At 70.2% G+C, this 16738-nt stretch carries 21 protein-coding genes; 7 read left to right on the top strand and 14 right to left on the bottom strand.

The features are described from left to right. Positions 1–101: 101 nt before the first annotated feature. Both D1350_RS23265 and D1350_RS23260 read right to left on the bottom strand, forming a co-directional pair. Complete coding sequence (locus D1350_RS23265; protein WP_125778446.1) at positions 102–1334, bottom strand: exonuclease domain-containing protein; 1233 nt, start codon at positions 1332–1334, stop codon at positions 102–104. A gap of 50 nt (positions 1335–1384) precedes the next feature. Beyond that, positions 1385–2371: a YncE family protein gene (locus D1350_RS23260; RefSeq protein ID WP_125778445.1), complete on the bottom strand. Its 987-nt coding sequence runs from the start codon at positions 2369–2371 to the stop codon at positions 1385–1387. 196 nt (positions 2372–2567) lie between these two features. Between D1350_RS23260 and D1350_RS23255 the strand changes: the two genes are divergently transcribed. Then, positions 2568–3614, top strand: coding sequence for a DUF6891 domain-containing protein (locus D1350_RS23255; RefSeq protein WP_125778444.1), 1047 nt, complete (start codon positions 2568–2570; stop codon positions 3612–3614). Positions 3615–3700: 86 nt separating this feature from the next. On the opposite strand, the gene D1350_RS23250 is transcribed toward D1350_RS23255, so the two are convergent. Further along, a complete protein-coding gene (locus tag D1350_RS23250) occupies positions 3701–4360 on the bottom strand; it encodes a hypothetical protein (protein WP_125778443.1) in 660 nt (219 codons plus the stop codon). Between the two features lie 107 nt (positions 4361–4467). Between D1350_RS23250 and D1350_RS23245 the strand changes: the two genes are divergently transcribed. Both D1350_RS23245 and D1350_RS23240 read left to right on the top strand, forming a co-directional pair. Continuing rightward, positions 4468–4782 carry a nucleoside triphosphate pyrophosphohydrolase gene (locus tag D1350_RS23245; protein WP_125778442.1) on the top strand — a complete coding sequence of 105 codons (315 nt, stop codon included), beginning with the start codon at positions 4468–4470 and terminating at the stop codon, positions 4780–4782. A gap of 107 nt (positions 4783–4889) precedes the next feature. After that, complete coding sequence (locus D1350_RS23240) at positions 4890–5183, top strand: hypothetical protein (protein ID WP_125778441.1); 294 nt, start codon at positions 4890–4892, stop codon at positions 5181–5183. Positions 5184–5261: 78 nt separating this feature from the next. Here the strand turns inward: D1350_RS23240 and D1350_RS23235 are convergent, their stop codons facing one another. From D1350_RS23235 to D1350_RS23200, 8 genes are all read right to left on the bottom strand, one after another. After that, on the bottom strand, positions 5262–5720 hold the full coding sequence (locus D1350_RS23235; RefSeq protein WP_125778440.1) for a hypothetical protein: 459 nt from the start codon (positions 5718–5720) through the stop codon (positions 5262–5264). A 73-nt stretch (positions 5721–5793) separates the two neighbouring features. After that, the gene (locus tag D1350_RS23230; RefSeq protein ID WP_125778439.1) at positions 5794–6225 is read right to left on the bottom strand and encodes a hypothetical protein; all 432 of its coding nucleotides are present in this window, start codon (positions 6223–6225) and stop codon (positions 5794–5796) included. A gap of 140 nt (positions 6226–6365) precedes the next feature. Next, on the bottom strand, positions 6366–8162 hold the full coding sequence (locus D1350_RS23225) for a P-loop NTPase fold protein (protein ID WP_164545301.1): 1797 nt from the start codon (positions 8160–8162) through the stop codon (positions 6366–6368). Between the two features lie 89 nt (positions 8163–8251). After that, complete coding sequence (arfB, locus tag D1350_RS23220; protein WP_125778437.1) at positions 8252–8698, bottom strand: alternative ribosome rescue aminoacyl-tRNA hydrolase ArfB; 447 nt, start codon at positions 8696–8698, stop codon at positions 8252–8254. 50 nt (positions 8699–8748) lie between these two features. Continuing rightward, positions 8749–9270, bottom strand: a complete 522-nt coding sequence (locus tag D1350_RS23215) for a hypothetical protein (RefSeq protein ID WP_125778436.1) — start codon at positions 9268–9270, stop codon at positions 8749–8751. 126 nt (positions 9271–9396) lie between these two features. Next, entirely contained in the window at positions 9397–9759 is a 363-nt protein-coding gene (locus tag D1350_RS23210) for a VOC family protein (RefSeq protein ID WP_125778435.1), read from the bottom strand. A gap of 126 nt (positions 9760–9885) precedes the next feature. Next, entirely contained in the window at positions 9886–10725 is an 840-nt protein-coding gene (locus D1350_RS23205) for a helix-turn-helix domain-containing protein (RefSeq protein ID WP_125778434.1), read from the bottom strand. 61 nt (positions 10726–10786) lie between these two features. Then, positions 10787–11593, bottom strand: a complete 807-nt coding sequence (locus tag D1350_RS23200) for an MBL fold metallo-hydrolase (protein ID WP_125778448.1) — start codon at positions 11591–11593, stop codon at positions 10787–10789. A gap of 231 nt (positions 11594–11824) precedes the next feature. On the opposite strand from D1350_RS23200, the gene D1350_RS23965 reads away from it, so the two are divergent. Then, positions 11825–11995 carry a hypothetical protein gene (locus D1350_RS23965; protein ID WP_164545300.1) on the top strand — a complete coding sequence of 57 codons (171 nt, stop codon included), beginning with the start codon at positions 11825–11827 and terminating at the stop codon, positions 11993–11995. A 49-nt stretch (positions 11996–12044) separates the two neighbouring features. On the opposite strand, the gene D1350_RS23195 is transcribed toward D1350_RS23965, so the two are convergent. The 3 genes from D1350_RS23195 to D1350_RS23185 all read right to left on the bottom strand — a co-directional run bounded on the left by D1350_RS23195 (position 12045) and on the right by D1350_RS23185 (position 14719). After that, positions 12045–12620, bottom strand: a complete 576-nt coding sequence (locus tag D1350_RS23195) for a KH domain-containing protein (protein ID WP_125778433.1) — start codon at positions 12618–12620, stop codon at positions 12045–12047. 10 nt (positions 12621–12630) lie between these two features. Further along, complete coding sequence (locus tag D1350_RS23190) at positions 12631–13653, bottom strand: HNH endonuclease (RefSeq protein ID WP_125778432.1); 1023 nt, start codon at positions 13651–13653, stop codon at positions 12631–12633. Positions 13654–13738: 85 nt separating this feature from the next. Further along, positions 13739–14719 carry an HNH endonuclease signature motif containing protein gene (locus D1350_RS23185; protein ID WP_125778431.1) on the bottom strand — a complete coding sequence of 327 codons (981 nt, stop codon included), beginning with the start codon at positions 14717–14719 and terminating at the stop codon, positions 13739–13741. Positions 14720–14833: 114 nt separating this feature from the next. Between D1350_RS23185 and D1350_RS23180 the strand changes: the two genes are divergently transcribed. The 3 genes from D1350_RS23180 (at position 14834) to D1350_RS23170 (ending at position 16580) form a co-directional block, all read left to right on the top strand. Continuing rightward, on the top strand, positions 14834–15244 hold the full coding sequence (locus D1350_RS23180) for a hypothetical protein (protein WP_240644300.1): 411 nt from the start codon (positions 14834–14836) through the stop codon (positions 15242–15244). 124 nt (positions 15245–15368) lie between these two features. Further along, on the top strand, positions 15369–15659 hold the full coding sequence (locus tag D1350_RS23175) for a cyclophilin-like fold protein (protein ID WP_338068203.1): 291 nt from the start codon (positions 15369–15371) through the stop codon (positions 15657–15659). Between the two features lie 81 nt (positions 15660–15740). Next, on the top strand, positions 15741–16580 hold the full coding sequence (locus D1350_RS23170) for a YwqG family protein (RefSeq protein ID WP_206074656.1): 840 nt from the start codon (positions 15741–15743) through the stop codon (positions 16578–16580). Positions 16581–16738 lie beyond the last annotated feature (158 nt).

Genomic DNA, 16738 nt, shown 5'->3' with positions numbered 1-16738 from the left:
CCACCCGATACACCAAACGAGCCGCCTACTACCGGTCCGAACTCACGATCGCAGCCATCATCCTCTGGCTCCGCGATTCACAGGACACGCCCTAGGAACGTTTACACCATGGACTGCGCGAGGAGCCGTTCGAAGCCTTCCTCGCTGACGATGGGGATGCCGTAGTCGGCTGCCTTGCGGGCCTTGCCCGAGAGGGAGTCTGGGTCGGCAGCGATGACGAGCGCGACCTTCTTTGTCACGTTCGGGTGGGGGACGAGGCCGACGGCGCGAGCCCGCCGCTCCCAGACGTCGCGCTGTTCGCGCATGGCGCCGGTGAACACCACCAGGTCCCCGGTCCGGAAGGCGGCGCGGCTGGCGGGAACGGACCGGACCTCTGGACAGGTCGCAGAGTCGGCAAGGACGCGGTCGACGTCATCGGCGCTGACCTGCAGGAGGTTCGCGACGGCGTGGAGGTCGGCGCGCTCGGCGTCAGTGAGGACGCCGTCGGCCCACGCGTTCGCGGCGAGCGCGGCCAGGTACTCGCGGTGGAGGAGGTCGGCGTCGTTGCGGCCGAGGTCGATCTGCGCGCAGAAGGCCCTGAGCTGGTCGTGCTCGCGCGCCGAGAGGTGCCTGTCGAGCAGGGCCCGGTCCACGAGCGCGAGGTACTCCTCCTTCTCCCACGACGTGATCGGGCGGTTCCGGGCGGCGACCAGCCGTGCGAAGAAGTGCGTGTCGCGCTCGGTCGAGACCCCGCGACCGACCGCCATGGTGCCCTTCCGCGGGACGTGGGGCCACGGTGTGGTTGCGGCGAGCTCGACGACGTCGTCCCACTCCGGCTGGAGGGTGCGAGGGCCCGCTGCCAGAAACTTCCTCAGGAGCTCGGCCGCGGCCATCGCGTCGGACAACGCTTCGTGCGCCGAGCGGAGATCGACCTCGTGGTACGCGCAGGCGCCGGCCAGGGATCGTGGGGCGTTCGGCGCCAGCAGCGCTCCGGTGCGCATGGTGCACAGGGTGGTCTGCTCGATCACCGGGACGTCGTACCCCTCCGCGGCGAACGCGTGCCAGACGAAACGGCGGTCGAACTGGGCGTTGTGCGCCACGAAGGCCCGTCCCGCGACGAGCTCGGCCACCTGCCCGGCGACCTCGCCGAAGGCGGGGGCGTGGCGGACGTCGGCTGCGCTGATCCCATGGATCCCCTGGGGACCCAGGTCCCGGCCCGGGTTCACCAGCGTCGACCAGGATGCCTCGACCTCGCCGTCGGCGGAGACCTGGACGACGGCGATCTCTGCGATCCGGTCCTGCCCGCCCGGAAACAACCCTGTGGTCTCGACGTCGACCACTGCGTAACCAGCCACGATGCTCCCTCGACGGCGGATGAATCCGCAGATCCTTGCATTGCGGGCATTCACACCGACAGGTTGAAAAACGCGGAGCTCCGGTGGCGCCTGGTGCGGCCGTCGCAAGCGGCGAGCCAGGTGCCGTCGCCGAGCGGGCGGAAGTCGTCCGGGTCGTTGCCGGCCTGGTCCGGGGGGAGGTGGCCGATCCGTTCACCGGTGGTCAGGTCCACGAGAACGCGCCGGATCTCGCTGGGTGCGCCGGGGTTCTCCTCGTCCCAGTTCTCGTCGACGACGGTCACGATGAGGGTCTGCTGGTCGAGAAACCCTGCGCAGCCGTACTCGACCACCAGCTCTTCGGGATCACCACCTGGGTAGAGGGTCTCCAGAGTGAGCGTTGCGATCACGTCGCCGTCCGGGAACCGGTGGACCTTGCCATTGTCCTGGCAGGACTGGGCGGTGGAGACCATGAGGTTGCCGTCGGGCGAGATGGCGCACGGGATCGTGTCCCAGACGCCGTCGGCGGACAGGTCCGTGACCGAGAGGGTTCCGTCGTCGTACCGGCCGTGGAAGACGGCCGTGCCGTCCTGTCCCATGCCGACGCTGAGGAGCAGGCCGCCGTCCGGGTGGTGCAGGTGGTCGGCGTCGTGCCCCTCGCAGTCCAGGGCTTTCTGGGCCAGGAGGTCCCCGGTCGCGGGGGCGAGAACGAGCCAGCGGTCGGACTCGCCCCGGCCCGCCAAGGCGTCAGCGGCATAGACCCAGACCACCGTCCCGTCCGCGGGCACGGCGACAGACGTCCGGGCCAGGCCTTCCGTGCGGCGGACACCGAGGTCGTGCTCCCACACCACGACTCCGGAGGCGTCGACGCACACGACCGAGTCCGGGCTCGCGCAGACCAGACGGCTCAGGTCGGGGAAGGCGGCGAAGCTGAATCTGCCGAGGTCGCTGCCCGGTGGGGTGAACCGGGCGGCTTCGACGAGCTCCGACCCGTCGGCGGCCGTCGCGTCGACGTCGGCCACGACCACGGAGCCGCCGTCACGGTAGAGGTGAGTGCGCACGGCGCGAACCTATCGGGCCGCATGGCGCCCGCGGTGTGATGTGGACCGGCGCGGACGTGGTGGAGGCCGCTGGCGTGTTCGCCGCGGCCTCCACTACCTCTGACGAACCAGGTCGCCAAATGGTTGCCTCAGAGCCTCAGAGCCTCCGGTGTCGGTGGGGCAAGGCATGATCTGCGGGGTGTCGACGACCCGCGCTGTGACCGACAGGTTTCTGATGTACCGCACCCCGGAACCGGTGGAGGACCCGACCCCGTTCGGGCTGCTCCTGCTGCTGCAGGACATCCAGCGGGGCAACGACAACTTCTTCGTCCTCGAAGACCAGGAGGTCCCCGACCGGTTCGCGCAGGTGATCCGCGCGGACGCCGCGAACGGTGATGCGCGAGCCTGCTACGGGACCCGGGCCGACAAGGGGTACGTCGTGGAGTACCGCGACGGGGATCCCGGCCGACACTTCCAGGCGGACTGCCCGACTCTCGAGGTGGCGCACGAGCTCCTGACCGGGTGGATGACCGGTGGTGATGGCTGGAGAGACCTGGTCATCTGGCGCCGGCTGGACTTCGAGGGGGACGCGACCGACGGCGACCCGTCCGAGTCGGGGGAGTCTTTCGACGGCGAGCCCGACGAGGACCAGGTGACGTACGTGCGAGGCGAGGTCCGGGCGATGGTGCTGGCCGGGTTCTCCGCGTGGCCCGAGGTCGCACGAGCGGCCGAGGAGATGCTCAACGCGGACGTGTCGTCGGCGACGAGGACGGCGGCCGTCCGAGCCGCGCAGGAAGAGTGGGACCAGCGGGTGGCCGAACAGGCGGGCTGGGAGGACCAGGGCGACTACGACAAGCTCGCGGCGGCCTTCGCGGACCTGGAGTCGGGCGGCTTGGTGGCGCGGATGAGCTTCGCGTGCTGCAGCTCGTGCGGCAACGCCGAGATCGGCGGCGAGGTGGATCCGGTGGGTCCGGTCCCGCCGGGGTTCGTCTACTTCCACTCGCAGGACGCCGCTCGTCTCGCCGTCGCGCCTTCGACGTTGTACCTCGCCTACGGGGCGTTCCACGAGGCCCTCGGCATCGAGACCGGGCCGGACGGCCTGACTGCGGAACAGCAGGACAGTCTCGCTGCGGCTACGCGGGAGGTCGGCAGGCTGGTGGCGGACGCGATGGCCGAGCACGGCCTGGGGGTCGTCTGGACCGACGACCCGAACGACGCAGTGAAGGTGACGGTCACGGACTGGCGAAAGCGTCTGCCGGCCTGAGACGGACCGCTTCGGCGGGGCGAGCGAGCGCTGAGGCGGGACTGGGCAGCGCCCGGTCCCGCCTCAGCCGCCGGTCTTCAGCCTTGTCAGGGCTGGATCGTGGGGACGAAGTTGTCGAGGAGGAACTGGCCCTCCTCACCTGCAGGCAGCTCGCCCATGAACCGGGTGACGATGCCCGTGCTCGCGGACTGGACGTAGACCTCGAACTGGATGGCCTGGACCGAGCCGTCGGCCCAGTGACCGTACTGGGAGGCGACGAGGACCGCCTCCGAGGCTCCCTCGATCTCGATGTACGAGGCGTGGTAGCCGAGGTCGTTCAGGTCGGCGGGGTCCGGCATCTCCTGGAACACGAACGGCGACTGGACCAGGATCCGCCAGTAGACGTCGCCGTAGAAGTCGGTCACGGCGACGTCGGGCGACTCCCACTCGTGGCCGCTGCCGCCGTCACCCACGATGGCGTGCCCGGTCCAGTCGGCGGGGACCGCGTAGCCGACGCCGGCGGTGTCGGTGGTCTGCCAGTCGTCGGTGGCCCCCGGGGTGGGCTCGCCGAGGTCGATGGGGAGCATCGCCCAGGGGTCCTCGCACCCGGACGGCCCCTGGGCGTGCCCCGGGAGGTGCGCGGACGTGGCGGCGCAGGCCGCCGGTGCCGGGTCGGCGACGGCGACGGCCGCCGTTCCCGAGGTGAGGCCGACGATGAGGCCGGCCGACAGAACCAAGGTGCGCGTCTTTGCCAGTGTGTTTCCCATGCTTCTTAGGACGCTCGCGGCGACTGGAAGGTTGTGTTCGGTGGCGCGAGCACGGCCGGGCGGGCTTCGCGGACGAAGGCACTTGAGGTGAGACCTACGCTCACGCCATGGAGAAGCTGATCCGCGACCTCGTGCCTGCGCTGGCAGCTGGACGGGGTAGTCATCTTGAGACGCGAGTGCTCGGGGGCCCGGAGTTCGCGCAGGCGCTCCGGTCCAAGGTCGTCGAAGAAGCCCAGGAGGTCGCGGAAGCACGGACGAGGGAAGCCCTGGTCGAGGAGCTTGCGGATCTCCTCGAAGTGGTTTCAGCACTGGCCCGGGTGGAAGGAATCGACGAAGGGTCTGTGCGTGAGCGCGCCGAGCAGAAGCGGCGTTCGCATGGCGGTTTCGAAGAACGATTGTTGCTCGTGCAGAAACTCGGCTAGTTCGGACAAGCCGACGCCGCGGTACGGTGGGCGCGTGCAGATGAATAGGTCGCCGGGGAGCCAACCCCGCCCTCTCAGGCGGGTGTTGTCCTGAGAAGAGGACGCCGATGGCGTTTCCCCGGTTCTACCGCCGTGCCTTCCTGAACAAGCGCGGTTTCTACGCGGGTGCGTACGTGCATGCCGACATCGAGGTCGGTGACGGTTTCGCCGGCGAGAGCCCTAAGCGGGTCGACGCGTTCTTGACCGTCGCGGACTGCGGCCGGACCGCGCAGCTGGACTTCACGGCGGGCGACCGCGCCTTCGCGCGCAACGCGCTGTTCAAGGCGCGGCGGCTGCAGAAGGTCGTCGACGAGTTCGTCGAGGCGCTCGAGAGGGCGATCGACGACGCCGGCCTGAGCTGAGCGAGCCTTCGGTGCGGACCCTGTCCCGCAAGGGAGCCGGGTGCGCACCGCCCTCCCGGTACCGTCGCGACATGAGCGTCAGCGCCTGACAAGGATCCAGGATCCCCAGAACAACCGGTGTCCCGCGAGGAGTGCGGGTAGCGCGACGCCGAAGCCCGCCGCGGCCGCGACGAGAGGGTGGGGGGCGCCCACCCCGCCGAGGTGCACAGCGGTGACGACCGCGATCTCGAGGACCGCGGAGATGGCCAGAGCCACTGTGCCCGCTCGTCGAACCGGCCGCGGCCAGGTCGTGGTGGGTCCCCGCCAGGTGACCAGGCCCAGGAGCCCGGCCAGGACCACAAAGGTCATGACCATCCAGGCGATCCCGCGCCACTCGCTGTCGGCCACGCCCCATGTGCCACCCGCGAGGAGCCCGAGCAGCACGCCGATCCCGGCGATCGTCGGCCCGTGAGCACGGCTACCGTCAGTCGGCACCGCGGCAGTCGCGGAACCGATGTCCGAGGTCAGGGGTGCGTCGCCGCCGTCAACGAGGTCCATGGCCGGGACGATACCGGGCGTTCAACGCGAACGTGCGCACCGCAGGTGGGGGCCCGCTACGGTGTGGAGGTCATCAGTCCCACCAGAGGCTGTACCAGAACCCCGGGAGATCCTCCTCCCGGCTGATCTCGTAGGGCGGGCACGCCGCCTCGACCCCCAAGGACAGCAGCCGCTCGTGGACGGCCTCGGCCGCTGCCTCGAACACGTCCTCGTCATCGCCACCTTCGTCCTCGTCGTCGTCCTGCTCCCAGTCCGGCAAGGCTTCGGGCATCCGCACGACGACGTCGTCGAGCCACGGGTGGTCGGGCGATAGCGTCGCCGCCAGATCCTCGGGGTGCGCGACTATGGCGCGGAGGACCTCGCCCAGCGGCGGGCCGGCGTCGCCCACCGCCTGGGCGGAGAGGTCCTCAGGGGGCATCTCGCGGAGCATTCTTGCGGCCGCCTCCGGACCCACCTCCCAGGTCGCCACGCCGCCGTCGTCGACCGCTCTCACCTGCTGATTCATGCGGTGTACGGTACTGGCGGCTCGGCAACACGGCCAGACCCTTCGCCGGGGAGGGCGCCGACCCCAGGGTTCCTGAGTCCTGCTGCGTAGTGACCACCAGGCGCGAATCACATCCCAGGTCGCGCCGGCGCCCTAGAAGGTCAGTGCCCCTCCGCCGTGTGGAAGCTGAACCGCGCCACCTCCCGCGCCCACGCGCGGTAGCTCCCCACCTCGGCGGGGACTCCCGCGGCGACGGCGCGCTCCACGACGGCGCCCATCCGGCGCCAGGCCGCGCACGCGGCGCACCGCTCGTGGCCTGCGGACGCGTGCTGGCCGCCGAGGGTCTCGATCACGGCGGACAGGTGCGCGGAGTCGGCCCGGTCGTCGAGCTCGCCGAGCAGCTGGGCGGTCTGCGCGGGCGCGCCCACGAGCAGGGCGAGCAGGAGGGCTGCGGGCTGCAGGTCGCCGTCGGCCCCCGCCGCGTACCGGACCAGCTGGTAGAGCGTGAGCAGCTTTTTCGCCGCTCGCGGCGTGGTCACGGCCTCACAGACCAGGGCCAGGAGCTCCGCCTCCTGGGCGCTCAGGGTGGCCGACGGCGGACGCCCGGCCGGGGCGTCGTCGTCGCCCGGGTCGAGGGCCACGTCGTGCGGGAGGAGACCCTGGTCGGCAGCGGTCTGCAGGAGGTAGCGGCCGCTGACCGGGGGCACGAGGCGGGGGAGCGCGTAGGGCACCTGGAAGAAGGCGTCGAGGTGGTCGAGCGCCCCGGCCGTGCGGCCCTCCAGGTGCGTGGCCGTCGCGGCGTCGCGCTCGAGCGAGAGCCGCAGGGTTCGTGGGTCGGCGGCGACCACGACGACGAACAGGCTGGTCGACAGCAGCAGCGTGAGGGCCTGCAGCACGTCGACGACCCGCTCGGGCGGGCACCGGTCGAGGTCGTCGACGTGGAGCACGATCCGCTCGACCCGGCCGTCGGCGTCGGTGTCGCCCGGGCGTCGCAGGTACTCCTCGGCCTGGGCGAGCTGGTCGGCGAACGTCCCGAGGTCGTCGCGCAGGTTCCCGACGAACCCGTGGGCGCGCTCCAGACGGCCCTGGTGGTCGTCGTCGTGCAGGATGGCAGACAGGCCGTCGACGGCGTCCTCGGCGTCGAGCTCGGCGAGGCGCGCCTCCGCCTTGACCCGCTCCTGGTCGAAGGTGACCAGGACGAGCTGCGCCAGCGTTCCGACCATGCCGGTGCGCATCGGGTCGAGCTCGGCCACCCGGCTGCGGTAGCCCGCGACGAGCGCCGTCAGCGCCGCCACCACGCCCGACGAGGCGAGCAACCCGCTCACCCAGGTGCCGGACTCGGCGATCCACCCGGCGACGTCGGGCACGACGGCGGGCAGGATCGCCGGACCGGCGACGAGCAGCACCGCGACCACGAGCACGACGGTGAGCGGCAGCGCCCGGCGCCACCCGCTGCGGAACAGCGCCCACGGCACCAGCAGGAGCACCCGGGCCTGGTGCAGCACGGTGACCAGAGGGTTCGCGTCCTCGACGACCTCGATCCGGTGGTCGAGCCGTGCAGCCCGCGCGCGCATGCGCTCGGCCCGGTGCGTCGTCGCCGTGCGACGCCTGGCCCGCAACCTGGCGTCGAGAGGGCCGCGCCGGCGTGCCGTCAGGTCGTCGCCACGCAGGGCGGTGACGACCTTCGTCACGATCCCGACCAGCACCGAGGTCTCGCCGTGCGACCACGCGTTCCACCTGACGACCCGCACAGCCGCCACGGCGTCCGGGTCGCCCGAGGCGGACCGCGCCTCGACCTGCGCCTGCAGGCGCCGCAGGAACGCGGACTTGCCGCCACCCCACTCGCCCAGCACGGCCACGGCGTACGACGGCGGTGCCGTGCGCGCCGTGACGAGGTGCGCCAGGGCCTCGACGTGGGGCCGCAACCCGAGGTCGTCGCGCAGGCCGGACAAGGTCACGAATCCTCCTGATGTGGACATCAGGGACGCACGCTAACGTACCGGGGCCCAGCGCCTGGACCGCGCCCGCCGCGGCCGGAGCCTGGCGGTCAGTCGTCGCGCCGCGGCTTGGACGAGCGGAGCTGTTTCGTCGCGGACCGTTGCTTCTTGGTGGTCAGCCTCCGCTCCTGGGATCCGCGGGTCGCGCGCGTGGCCCGGCGAGCCTGCGGAGGAGGAGCCAGCGCGTCGGCCACCAGGTGGGCAAGGCGCCGCGCGGCGGCGTCGCGGTTGCGCCGCTGCTCGCGATGCTCCGAGGCGACGACGGTGAGGACGCCGTCGACGAGGCGCTCCGCGAGCCGGCTGACGACGCGCTGGCGCTGCACGTCGCTCAGCACGGCGGACCGCCCGACGTCCCAGGAGAGCTCGACACGCGAGTCCGTGGTGTTCACGCCCTGGCCTCCCGGCCCGGAGGACCGGGAGAACCGCTCCGTGAGCTCGGCTCGCGGGATCTTCAGCGCGGGCGTGACCGGCAGGCCAGGGCGGACGGGGGAGGGCATGTGCCCATGGTCTCGCCTCTCGCGACCTGATGCTGTAGCGGCGGCTGCTGCTACGGGCTGAAGAGGCCGATCACCGCCTGCTCGTGGTCGGCAGCCCGGCTGAAGAAGTCGCGCAGCTGGGCATGCAGTCGGTCGACGAGGTCCCAGAACTCCTCGACGGTCCCGTCCGTCCAGCCCTCCACCGGGGCCCAGGTGCCGGCCATCGACAGGTTTGCCTGGGCAAGGCCGTCGAGAGCATCACGGACGTCGACCGGCGGGTCGGCGAGCGTCGCGGCGAGCCGGGAGACGTCGGCCTCGGACGTGACGAAGTAGAACTCGTTGATCTGGTCGCCCGCGAACCACGAGTACGGCTCCAGGCCGTACGCGGCCTCCAGGTAGGGGTTGATCAGGTCCACGTAGTGGTGCTGATAGCCCAGGACGACCTGGCTGCGTGGATCGCCTGCGGGCGCCGCCCGGTCCTGCTCCCAGTCCCAGAACTCGTGGTCACGGTCCTCGACATACTGCGAGACCCACTCCACGTCGTGCTGCAGGACTCCGGGGTCCACCGGATACAGGTAGAAGTAGATGCCCATCAGGCGTTGAAGTGCCGTGGGCGGGCGCCATCAGCGGGCTCTTGTGGTGCCGTGAGGTTCATGACCGGGATCGTAGGGGTCGCCTCCGACAGTGATGTGAACCGGCGTCGCCCACCGCCCGGACCCTCACTGCGACGCCTCTGGCGTCTCCTGCACGAAGAGGATCTTGTTGCCGTCTGGATCGACCGCTTCCGCGGTCTTGACGAATCCGTAGTCGTCGACCTCGCCCACGGCGACGTCGACGGCCGCGCACGTGGAGCGCTGCGCGTCGATGTCTTTGACGCCGACAACGACCGTGGTGCGGCCGGCGGGCTCGGGATCGAGGGACACCTGGATCCATGCGTTCGATGCCAGCTGCCACTCGGCGGTACCTTCCATCGGCTCGAGATCGGGGGCACGCCCGATCCACCTCTCGTACCACGCCACGGCCTTGGCGTGGTCGGTGACAGGCAGCACGGCGACGACACTTGCAATGTTCGGCTCAGACATCGGGCGTTGACCCTCCGGCTCGTTCCTGACCAGGCCGTTCGCCGGCCATCGATCCCTCTCGTCGAGGTGGACGCCTCCACCGTAGAAACAGCCAGGGCTCGAGTCTTGGAAAAAACCCGCTGCTGCTCAGTCGGCCAGGCTCAGTGACTCCGGATACGACGTGGCGGCCAGGAACTGGCCCGGGGTCATTCCCGCGAACTCCCTGAACTCCGCGTTCATGTGCGACTGGTCGTAGTAGCCGTGCGCGAGCGCCGCCTGGCTGAAGGAGTCGGCCCCCGCCCGGAGCGCCGCCGTCAGCTCACGAAACCGAAGGATGCGCGCGAAGAGCTTGGGCCTCACACCGACCTGCTCCTCGAACAGCCTGGTGAAGCGTTTGGGCGAGACGTCGATCCGCCTGAGGATGCTGGCGATGGGGACCTTCCCTCCCGCGCGCTCGATCTCAGAGACGGCGTAGGCGACGGACGGGTCGGTGCTGCGGCGCCCTGCCAGCCTTCCCGCGATCCACCGTCCCAAGAGCAGCAAGCGCGCTCTGTCGGAGCCCGCCTCGTCGAGGCGTTCGGCAAGGCGGCGCGCCTCGCCGCCTGCCAGGTCGCCCAGATCCAAGGTGGTTCCGGTCAGCTCGTGCAGCGGAACGCCGAAGAGGGAGAAGGCGCCCGCCGGCCGAAGGCGCACGCCGAGCACGCGCGACCTTGCGGCGGGACTCTCGATGACGAGCGGAGCCACGATGAGCCCCGCGAGACTCGACGACGGGCATGCTGCCGCGGGCTGGCCCTCGATGATGCGGAACGGCGTGTCCAGCTGCACGATCAGGTCGAGCTCGCCCGTCGGGTAGTACCGCTCCCGCCGGCTGAGCGTCCCGTCGAACAGCCAGACGCACTCGACCAACCCGGCAAGCGCGCTCGGTCGCCAGGTGAGCTGGGTCCACGCCCCCCGCTCCGACTCTTCGCGCCACGAGACGACGCTCATACCGGGGAGATTACTCAGGGATCGCGCGAGTTGCTCGGGCCTCGGACCGGCTCGTCAATAGTCACAGCCCCAGGTGCTGCGCCTGTCCAAAGTGCACATCGCTGACCCACTCCCAGCCGGGCCTGGCCGACGAGCCGATCCGCGGGTCACCGGCACCCTGACCGTCACGCAACGCCAGCACGTACGCCCGGTCCAGCTCGATCCGGGCCGACACCTGGTCAGCCCGGCCGACGGAGCCGTGGCCGGGGACGACGACCTCGACGTCGTCCAGCACGCCCTCCAGCAGCCGCAGCGCTGCGAGGTAGTCCTCGATCGGTTCCGCGGCGGCCAGGTCGAGCATCGGGACCAAGACATCCGAGAGCATGTCGCCGGCGACCAGGACCCCGTGATCCTCGATCAGCAGGGCCGCGTGGCCTGGAGCGTGTGCCTTGTGCTCGATGATCCGGACCGGCGGGCCGTCCCAAGGGATCTGCCTCGTCTCGGCGGGCAGACCGGTGATGAGGCCGAGCAGGTCCAGAGGAACCTGCCCGGCGACCTCCGTCTCGAGCAGGTGCTCGGCGATGCGGGCCTTCGCACCGGGGTCGGACAGCTCCTCACCGATCGCAGCCGCGCACCGGGCTGTGCCGTAACGAGGCGCCACGCCGAGCCGGGCGTGCCACAGGAGGTGGTCCCAGTCCGGATGGGTGGAGAACCCCGCGACCACGGGCTGGCCCAGCTCGCGAAGGTCGTCCGCGAGGCAGTCGATCTCGGAGCCGGTCACTCCGGGGTCGATGAGGAGGACACCTGCCCGGCCCTGGACCACCACGGCGTTGCTCTGCACGAACGCGCTCTCGTGGACCAGCACGCCGTCGGCGACCTGCCTCAGCACGGGCATACCCAGCAGACGTCGCTGCTGGCGGTGATCGAATGAAGGCGTCGCATACTCGCTCCTCTGGATATCGACAGTCGTCGAACGATGTCAGGTGGTGCGGAGGTAGACCGGACAGCCCCGGGAGAGTCATCGCTGCCCGTCGAGGGGAAATCCAGGTGCAGTCGGCTGGGCCATTCTCCGTCTCACGGGGGAGGCGGACCGGTGCCCGACGCCCGCATAATCTGGCGTATGAGCAATACCATCTTCACGCCAGGAGCCGACGTATTCACGACGCGTGGACGCGGCGAAGTCGTCGATGTCCGGGCCACTCCCTCTGGCACGTTCGTCATCGGGGTCGAGGATGACAACGGCGAGGTGAACTACTTCACGGAGAAGGCTCTCCGGCTCGCGCAGAGCTAGGACCTCTTACCAAGCCGGTGTCGAGCCAGACGGAGCGCGTGCGCGCGGTTCAGGACGGGCGGACGGTCCGCGGTGCGGACTGGCCGATGGCCTTCTCGACCATCCGGGCCGCAGCCGCGATCGACGCCTTGTCTCCGTTGTGGATGGTCACGGTGCCGGTGCGGCGCTCGATGTCTACGCGCGAGCCTGTCGCGCTCTCGATCGCCGAGACCGTGGAACCGCCGGCGCCGATGAGCCGGCCCACGAGAGCTGGAGGGATCCGGAGGTCTCGCTGGTAGCTCCACGCGGTCGACTTGATGACTACCTCGTGGCGTGCGGGCCAGGGCTCGGCGACCCAGACCTTCAGGGTGCGGTGGTCGCCGTCAGGGTCGGCGAAGTCTCGTTCGAGCCTGACGCTGTTCTCCTCGTGGTCCCGGGTGCTGCTGGAGGGGGACCGAAGGACTGTCTGTACCTCGGCCATGCTCACCCGGCGTAGTCGCATCCGCTGGCGGGCGTGCTGCGTGTAGCGGATGCCGGCACCGTCGGGCAGGCCGGTCCTGCGGGACCGGACCGCACGGATGGCGTAGGCGACGAGGGCGATCCCGGCGAGGAGGCCGAGGACGCCCCAGAGGGTGGTGTCGTTCATCGGTCGGCTCCTAGGCGAAGATCTGCTCGCGGTGCCAGGTCAGGTACCTGTCCGCAGGTGGAACGGTGGGCGGGTCGAGCGCGACCTGCGTCCGCAGGCCCTCGCCGGTGAAGTACCGGGCGGTCGCCGGGTTCGACTCGGCGGCATGGCGCAGCCGCGACGAGACGCGGACGGTCAGGTGGCTCGCAGTCGTGTCGAGGGTCATCAGTCCGGTGTCGAACGCAGCGTCGTGGGTGGGGCATGCGGCGATCCCGTTCGCGACGTCGAGGCGTTCCCGGTCGTCGGAGTCGCGCCACGGCTTGATATGGCCTGCCCGCAGGAGGGTGGGCCGACGTCCGTCGCCGAGCGTGAACCCGCAGAAGGCGCAGGCGTCGCCGTAGTTGCGCAGCACCTGGCTCGCGAAGGCGCTCTGACCGACACGGATCATCTGGGCCAAGGCTCGCTCGGTCGCGGTGTCCGCCACCAGGTCGAGCCGACGGCGTTCGCCGATCGCCTGCTCGACGGCCGCCTGCAGGTCGGTCTCTTGGATCTCGTCCTGCCCGAGCAGGACCATCCAACCGCCGTGCTCGATCCCGAGGAAGTCCGGCAGACTGTCGGCGCCGATGCCGACGTTGCGGGCCGCCGCCAGGACGACCCGGTACATGCTGGCCACGAGGTCGGGCTCCGCGGCCAGCCGACGTCCGAGCTCGATGTTCGTCGCGGCGCCCCGGTTGCGGCCCGGCACACCGGAGAGGTTCTCGACCTTCGAGGCGACGCCGTTCGGCTTGCGCCGGAACAGGCGCGCGAGCTCGGGGACCGGGAACGGGAACCTGCGGTTGTCGCCGCCACCTGCCTTGACGTTCGCCACGACCCGCACGGCTCCCGCGAGGAGGGTCTCGACCGGGGAGTGGTCGATCTGGCCGTGCTGCTCAGGAAGCGCTGGTCGGGCGAGGATGTCGCGCCACTGCTGCTCCGCCTGCGCGACCGTGATGTCGAGGTACGGAGAGAGCGCATCGGCGCCCGGCATGCCTTGACGTGCCGGACCGGAACCCATCGGCACAGGCTAGGGGCCAAGGGCCGGCCCTGTCATCTACCGTCGGCTCAGCGCTCCGATCATCTCCCCGGCTCCCGTCGGCCCGTCAGTGCGTGACGCGGTGCTCGCTCCAGTGCTTGTTGAGCCACTCGACCTGTTCGTTGCGGACGTTGACCGCGAGCGGCACGCCATGGAGCTGGGCGTACTGCGGGAAAGCCGCCAGATCGGGTGCGACGTCGATCCGCAGTCGGCCCGGCTCGACCGCGAGCAGCCCGTCGTCGAAGAGCCGGTGGACGTCGCGTCGCAGCATCAGCCCGCCATGCCGGAAGTGCGTGCCGAGCTGGGCATAGCTGTACAGGTGCCCTGCCTCCAGGACCCGGGCAGGTGCACCACCGGTGAAGGCACACACGCTGCCCTGGCCCGCGAGCAGCTGTTCGCGAAACTGGCGCTGGCCCCGGCGAACCCTCACGAGTGCGTGATTGAAGCCCTGGGTGAACGCGACGGGCGGCTCGTCCGGCCTGGCCCACGAGGCGTCCGGGACACGGCCGGTGACCCGCTCGACGGCGCGGCCCGCGTTCCGCGCGAGGAGCGCCTCGCGGAATCTGGCCCAGTCCAGCGGCCGCATGGCGTTGATGTCTCCGGGCTTGGTCGCGAGGGATCGCAGCTCGTCCTGGGTAAGGAGCCCGTCGAGGTCGGTCCAGGCGGCGTCGTACCGTGCCCGGAAGTGGATCACCTCGACCTCGTGGACGACCGGTACAGCGAATTCCTCTCGGCACTTCATGCACCGGAACCGCGGCAGGGTGTTCTTGCGCTCGGCGATCCTGGTCGTGGCGCATTTCGGGCAGCGGCGCAGCGTCTTCGTGCCGGGCTCGGTCGTGATCTCCTCGATCACGGACACGCCGAGGAGTCGTTCCTTGTCCCAGAGCGCAACGGGGTCGCCGACCGCCAGGTTCCTGAAGTTCGGGACGTTGCTGTCCCAGGAGTAGTAGGCATCGATCTGGTCGTCGTAGCCGGAGTTGCCGCCGTGCCCGCGGTTGTCGCCCGCGGCCATGAGCAGCCACGCGCGCTGAGGGATGACGCTCTCCATGCGCACAGCTTGGCACAGCGACGACCTGCGGCAGGATAGCTTCGGCGCTGGCCGGCTTTGTGGTCGGGCTCGGTGTTCGGTGATGTCGCTGCGGTCAGCGATGGCCTGCCGACCATGGACATGCTGACGGGCGCGCAGATCGGACGGTTCGTCGCCGCGGTGGGCGAGGCGGGCGACGCGCTCGGCCACTACCCGAGCGTGTCGATCGGCAACGGATACGGTGACCTCAAACTGGTCAGCGACGACGCCATCTATCGCGACGGCGAGGGCACCGAGCACGTCGTGGAATGGGTGACTCGGCAGGATGTCGACCTCGCCCGACGGATCACCGAGATCGCCGCGGCCCGCACGATCGACGCCGATCCGGCCTCGGTCAGCGTCATCGAGCTCGGCCTCGACACGGCGCACTCCGCGACCATCGCCCCCGTGTGGGCCGCCCTGCTGACCGGGAGTGCTGAGGCACAGGGCCACGGGTCACCCAGCGACGAGATCCGGGATGCCACCCGGCGGACGTTCTGGACGTGACCCGCCGCGCTGGAGTCCTCGCTCAGGGGATGCTGCGCGCGGACGACTCCTCGGGGATCACCGGTGACGCGATCCTGTCCCTGTTCGAGCTGCACGCCCGCCTGACCCCGCTCGCCCCGCCCCTATCCGCGACTTCCTGTCCATGCTGCCGCTCCAGGTGCCGTTCGAGGAGTTCGCCGGTCGGGAGAAGATCGCCTACCTGCCCCGGGAGCTCGACTACGCCGGATCTCCGGGCTCCGACCCCGAGAACCGCGACCTGATCTACTTCACGTCGTGGGGAAACCTCGGGTTCTACTACAACGCCGACGGCATCGGGTACTCCGACGCCACGCCGCACCTTGGCACCTACGACGCCACCGAAGAGGAGCTGTCCCTCCTTGAAGGCGGCGACGTCACCATCGAGATCGTCGGCTGACAGAAGCCGCTCACACGCCGACGAGGGCTTCGTCGACCCGGGGGCGTGGGGTTGTCGGTGGCGGCGACTACGGTTCCCGGTGTGACAGACGAGCTTCGGGAAATGTTGATTCCCTTTCGTACGCAGGCCGTTGAGGTCGGGGTGCCGGACGACGACGTGGAACCGATACCGGCCGACGAGGTGGACCGGTGGATCGGCCATGTCCGGCCGTGCGCGGTCCTCACGTATGGCGCAGAAGGGCCGGTCGCGGGCAGGTACGGTGGGCCGCTCCTGTTACCCACCGGGGTCGCGGACCCTGAGCACCCGTACGTTGCGTCCGTCGACTTCGCCGGCTTGCCGAAAGACGCGACGGACCTCCCTCTGCCGCCCGACGGACGCCTGCTGCTCTTCGCGTCACTCTGGGACATGGACGGCACAGGCAACCGCGGCCAGGCCGTCTACGTCCCGGCCGGCACACCGGTGGGGGAGCGCGACAAGAACACCTGGAAGGGCTACGACGACGAGGAGTACCGGCGGATTGTCGGGTCCTTTCCGCAGGGCGAGCTGAGAGTCAGAACTGAACCGGACCTGCCGTACCACGATCTTCCCGGGTTCTCGAGCTGCGACGAGCTGATCGAGGTCTGGCACGACGTCTGGCCCCGGGAAGGGCATCTGCAGATCGGCGGATATGCGGACCAGGAGGTCTGCGACTGGGATCCGCTGTGGGTCGTCGCGAGGGATGCCGTGTTCGAGGCGAAGCGAGGGCGGTGGGGTGGCGGCGAGCCGGTGTCTGGCGCGGTCGAGGACTGGGTTCTGCTGGCCCACTGGAACCCGCAGGTCAGTGGTCGGGAAGGCATGGATGTGCACTGGGGGATCCAGCGCGCGGACCTGGCGGCCTGTCGGTTCGACCGCACCTTCACGACCGGCTACTGGAATCCATGACCGGGCGGGGTCCTGTGTGGTCCTGTTCCCGGCGGTGGGATGTCGGCCGAACCGTGCCCTAGTTGTGATGTCCAGGGAGGTTGGTCAGTCGGCTGATCGGTGGCTGGTTTCCGATGGCGCTGTGGAGCCTGTGGTGATTGTAGAAGTGCAGCCACCCG

The sequence above is a fragment of the Antribacter gilvus genome (genome assembly GCF_003946865.1).
Taxonomy (GTDB): domain Bacteria; phylum Actinomycetota; class Actinomycetes; order Actinomycetales; family Cellulomonadaceae; genus Antribacter; species Antribacter gilvus.
The sequence above is the reverse complement of the archived record's forward strand: the minus strand, read 5'-3'. Positions and strand labels throughout refer to the sequence as shown.

What these genes read in the sequence shown, in the direction of transcription:
- D1350_RS23215 (WP_125778436.1), bottom strand. Translation starts at nt 9,270, where the DNA reads ATGGGCATCTACTTCTACCTGTATCCGGTGGACCCCGGAGTCCTGCAG.
- D1350_RS23180 (WP_240644300.1), top strand. Translation starts at nt 14,834, where the DNA reads ATGGACATGCTGACGGGCGCGCAGATCGGACGGTTCGTCGCCGCGGTG.
- D1350_RS23250 (WP_125778443.1), bottom strand. Translation starts at nt 4,360, where the DNA reads ATGGGAAACACACTGGCAAAGACGCGCACCTTGGTTCTGTCGGCCGGC.
- D1350_RS23230 (WP_125778439.1), bottom strand. Translation starts at nt 6,225, where the DNA reads ATGAATCAGCAGGTGAGAGCGGTCGACGACGGCGGCGTGGCGACCTGG.
- D1350_RS23240 (WP_125778441.1), top strand. Translation starts at nt 4,890, where the DNA reads ATGGCGTTTCCCCGGTTCTACCGCCGTGCCTTCCTGAACAAGCGCGGT.
- arfB (WP_125778437.1), bottom strand. Translation starts at nt 8,698, where the DNA reads ATGCCCTCCCCCGTCCGCCCTGGCCTGCCGGTCACGCCCGCGCTGAAG.
- D1350_RS23210 (WP_125778435.1), bottom strand. Translation starts at nt 9,759, where the DNA reads ATGTCTGAGCCGAACATTGCAAGTGTCGTCGCCGTGCTGCCTGTCACC.
- D1350_RS23190 (WP_125778432.1), bottom strand. Translation starts at nt 13,653, where the DNA reads ATGGGTTCCGGTCCGGCACGTCAAGGCATGCCGGGCGCCGATGCGCTC.
- D1350_RS23235 (WP_125778440.1), bottom strand. Translation starts at nt 5,720, where the DNA reads ATGGACCTCGTTGACGGCGGCGACGCACCCCTGACCTCGGACATCGGT.
- D1350_RS23195 (WP_125778433.1), bottom strand. Translation starts at nt 12,620, where the DNA reads ATGAACGACACCACCCTCTGGGGCGTCCTCGGCCTCCTCGCCGGGATC.
- D1350_RS23205 (WP_125778434.1), bottom strand. Translation starts at nt 10,725, where the DNA reads ATGAGCGTCGTCTCGTGGCGCGAAGAGTCGGAGCGGGGGGCGTGGACC.
- D1350_RS23245 (WP_125778442.1), top strand. Translation starts at nt 4,468, where the DNA reads ATGGAGAAGCTGATCCGCGACCTCGTGCCTGCGCTGGCAGCTGGACGG.
- D1350_RS23185 (WP_125778431.1), bottom strand. Translation starts at nt 14,719, where the DNA reads ATGGAGAGCGTCATCCCTCAGCGCGCGTGGCTGCTCATGGCCGCGGGC.
- D1350_RS23965 (WP_164545300.1), top strand. Translation starts at nt 11,825, where the DNA reads ATGAGCAATACCATCTTCACGCCAGGAGCCGACGTATTCACGACGCGT.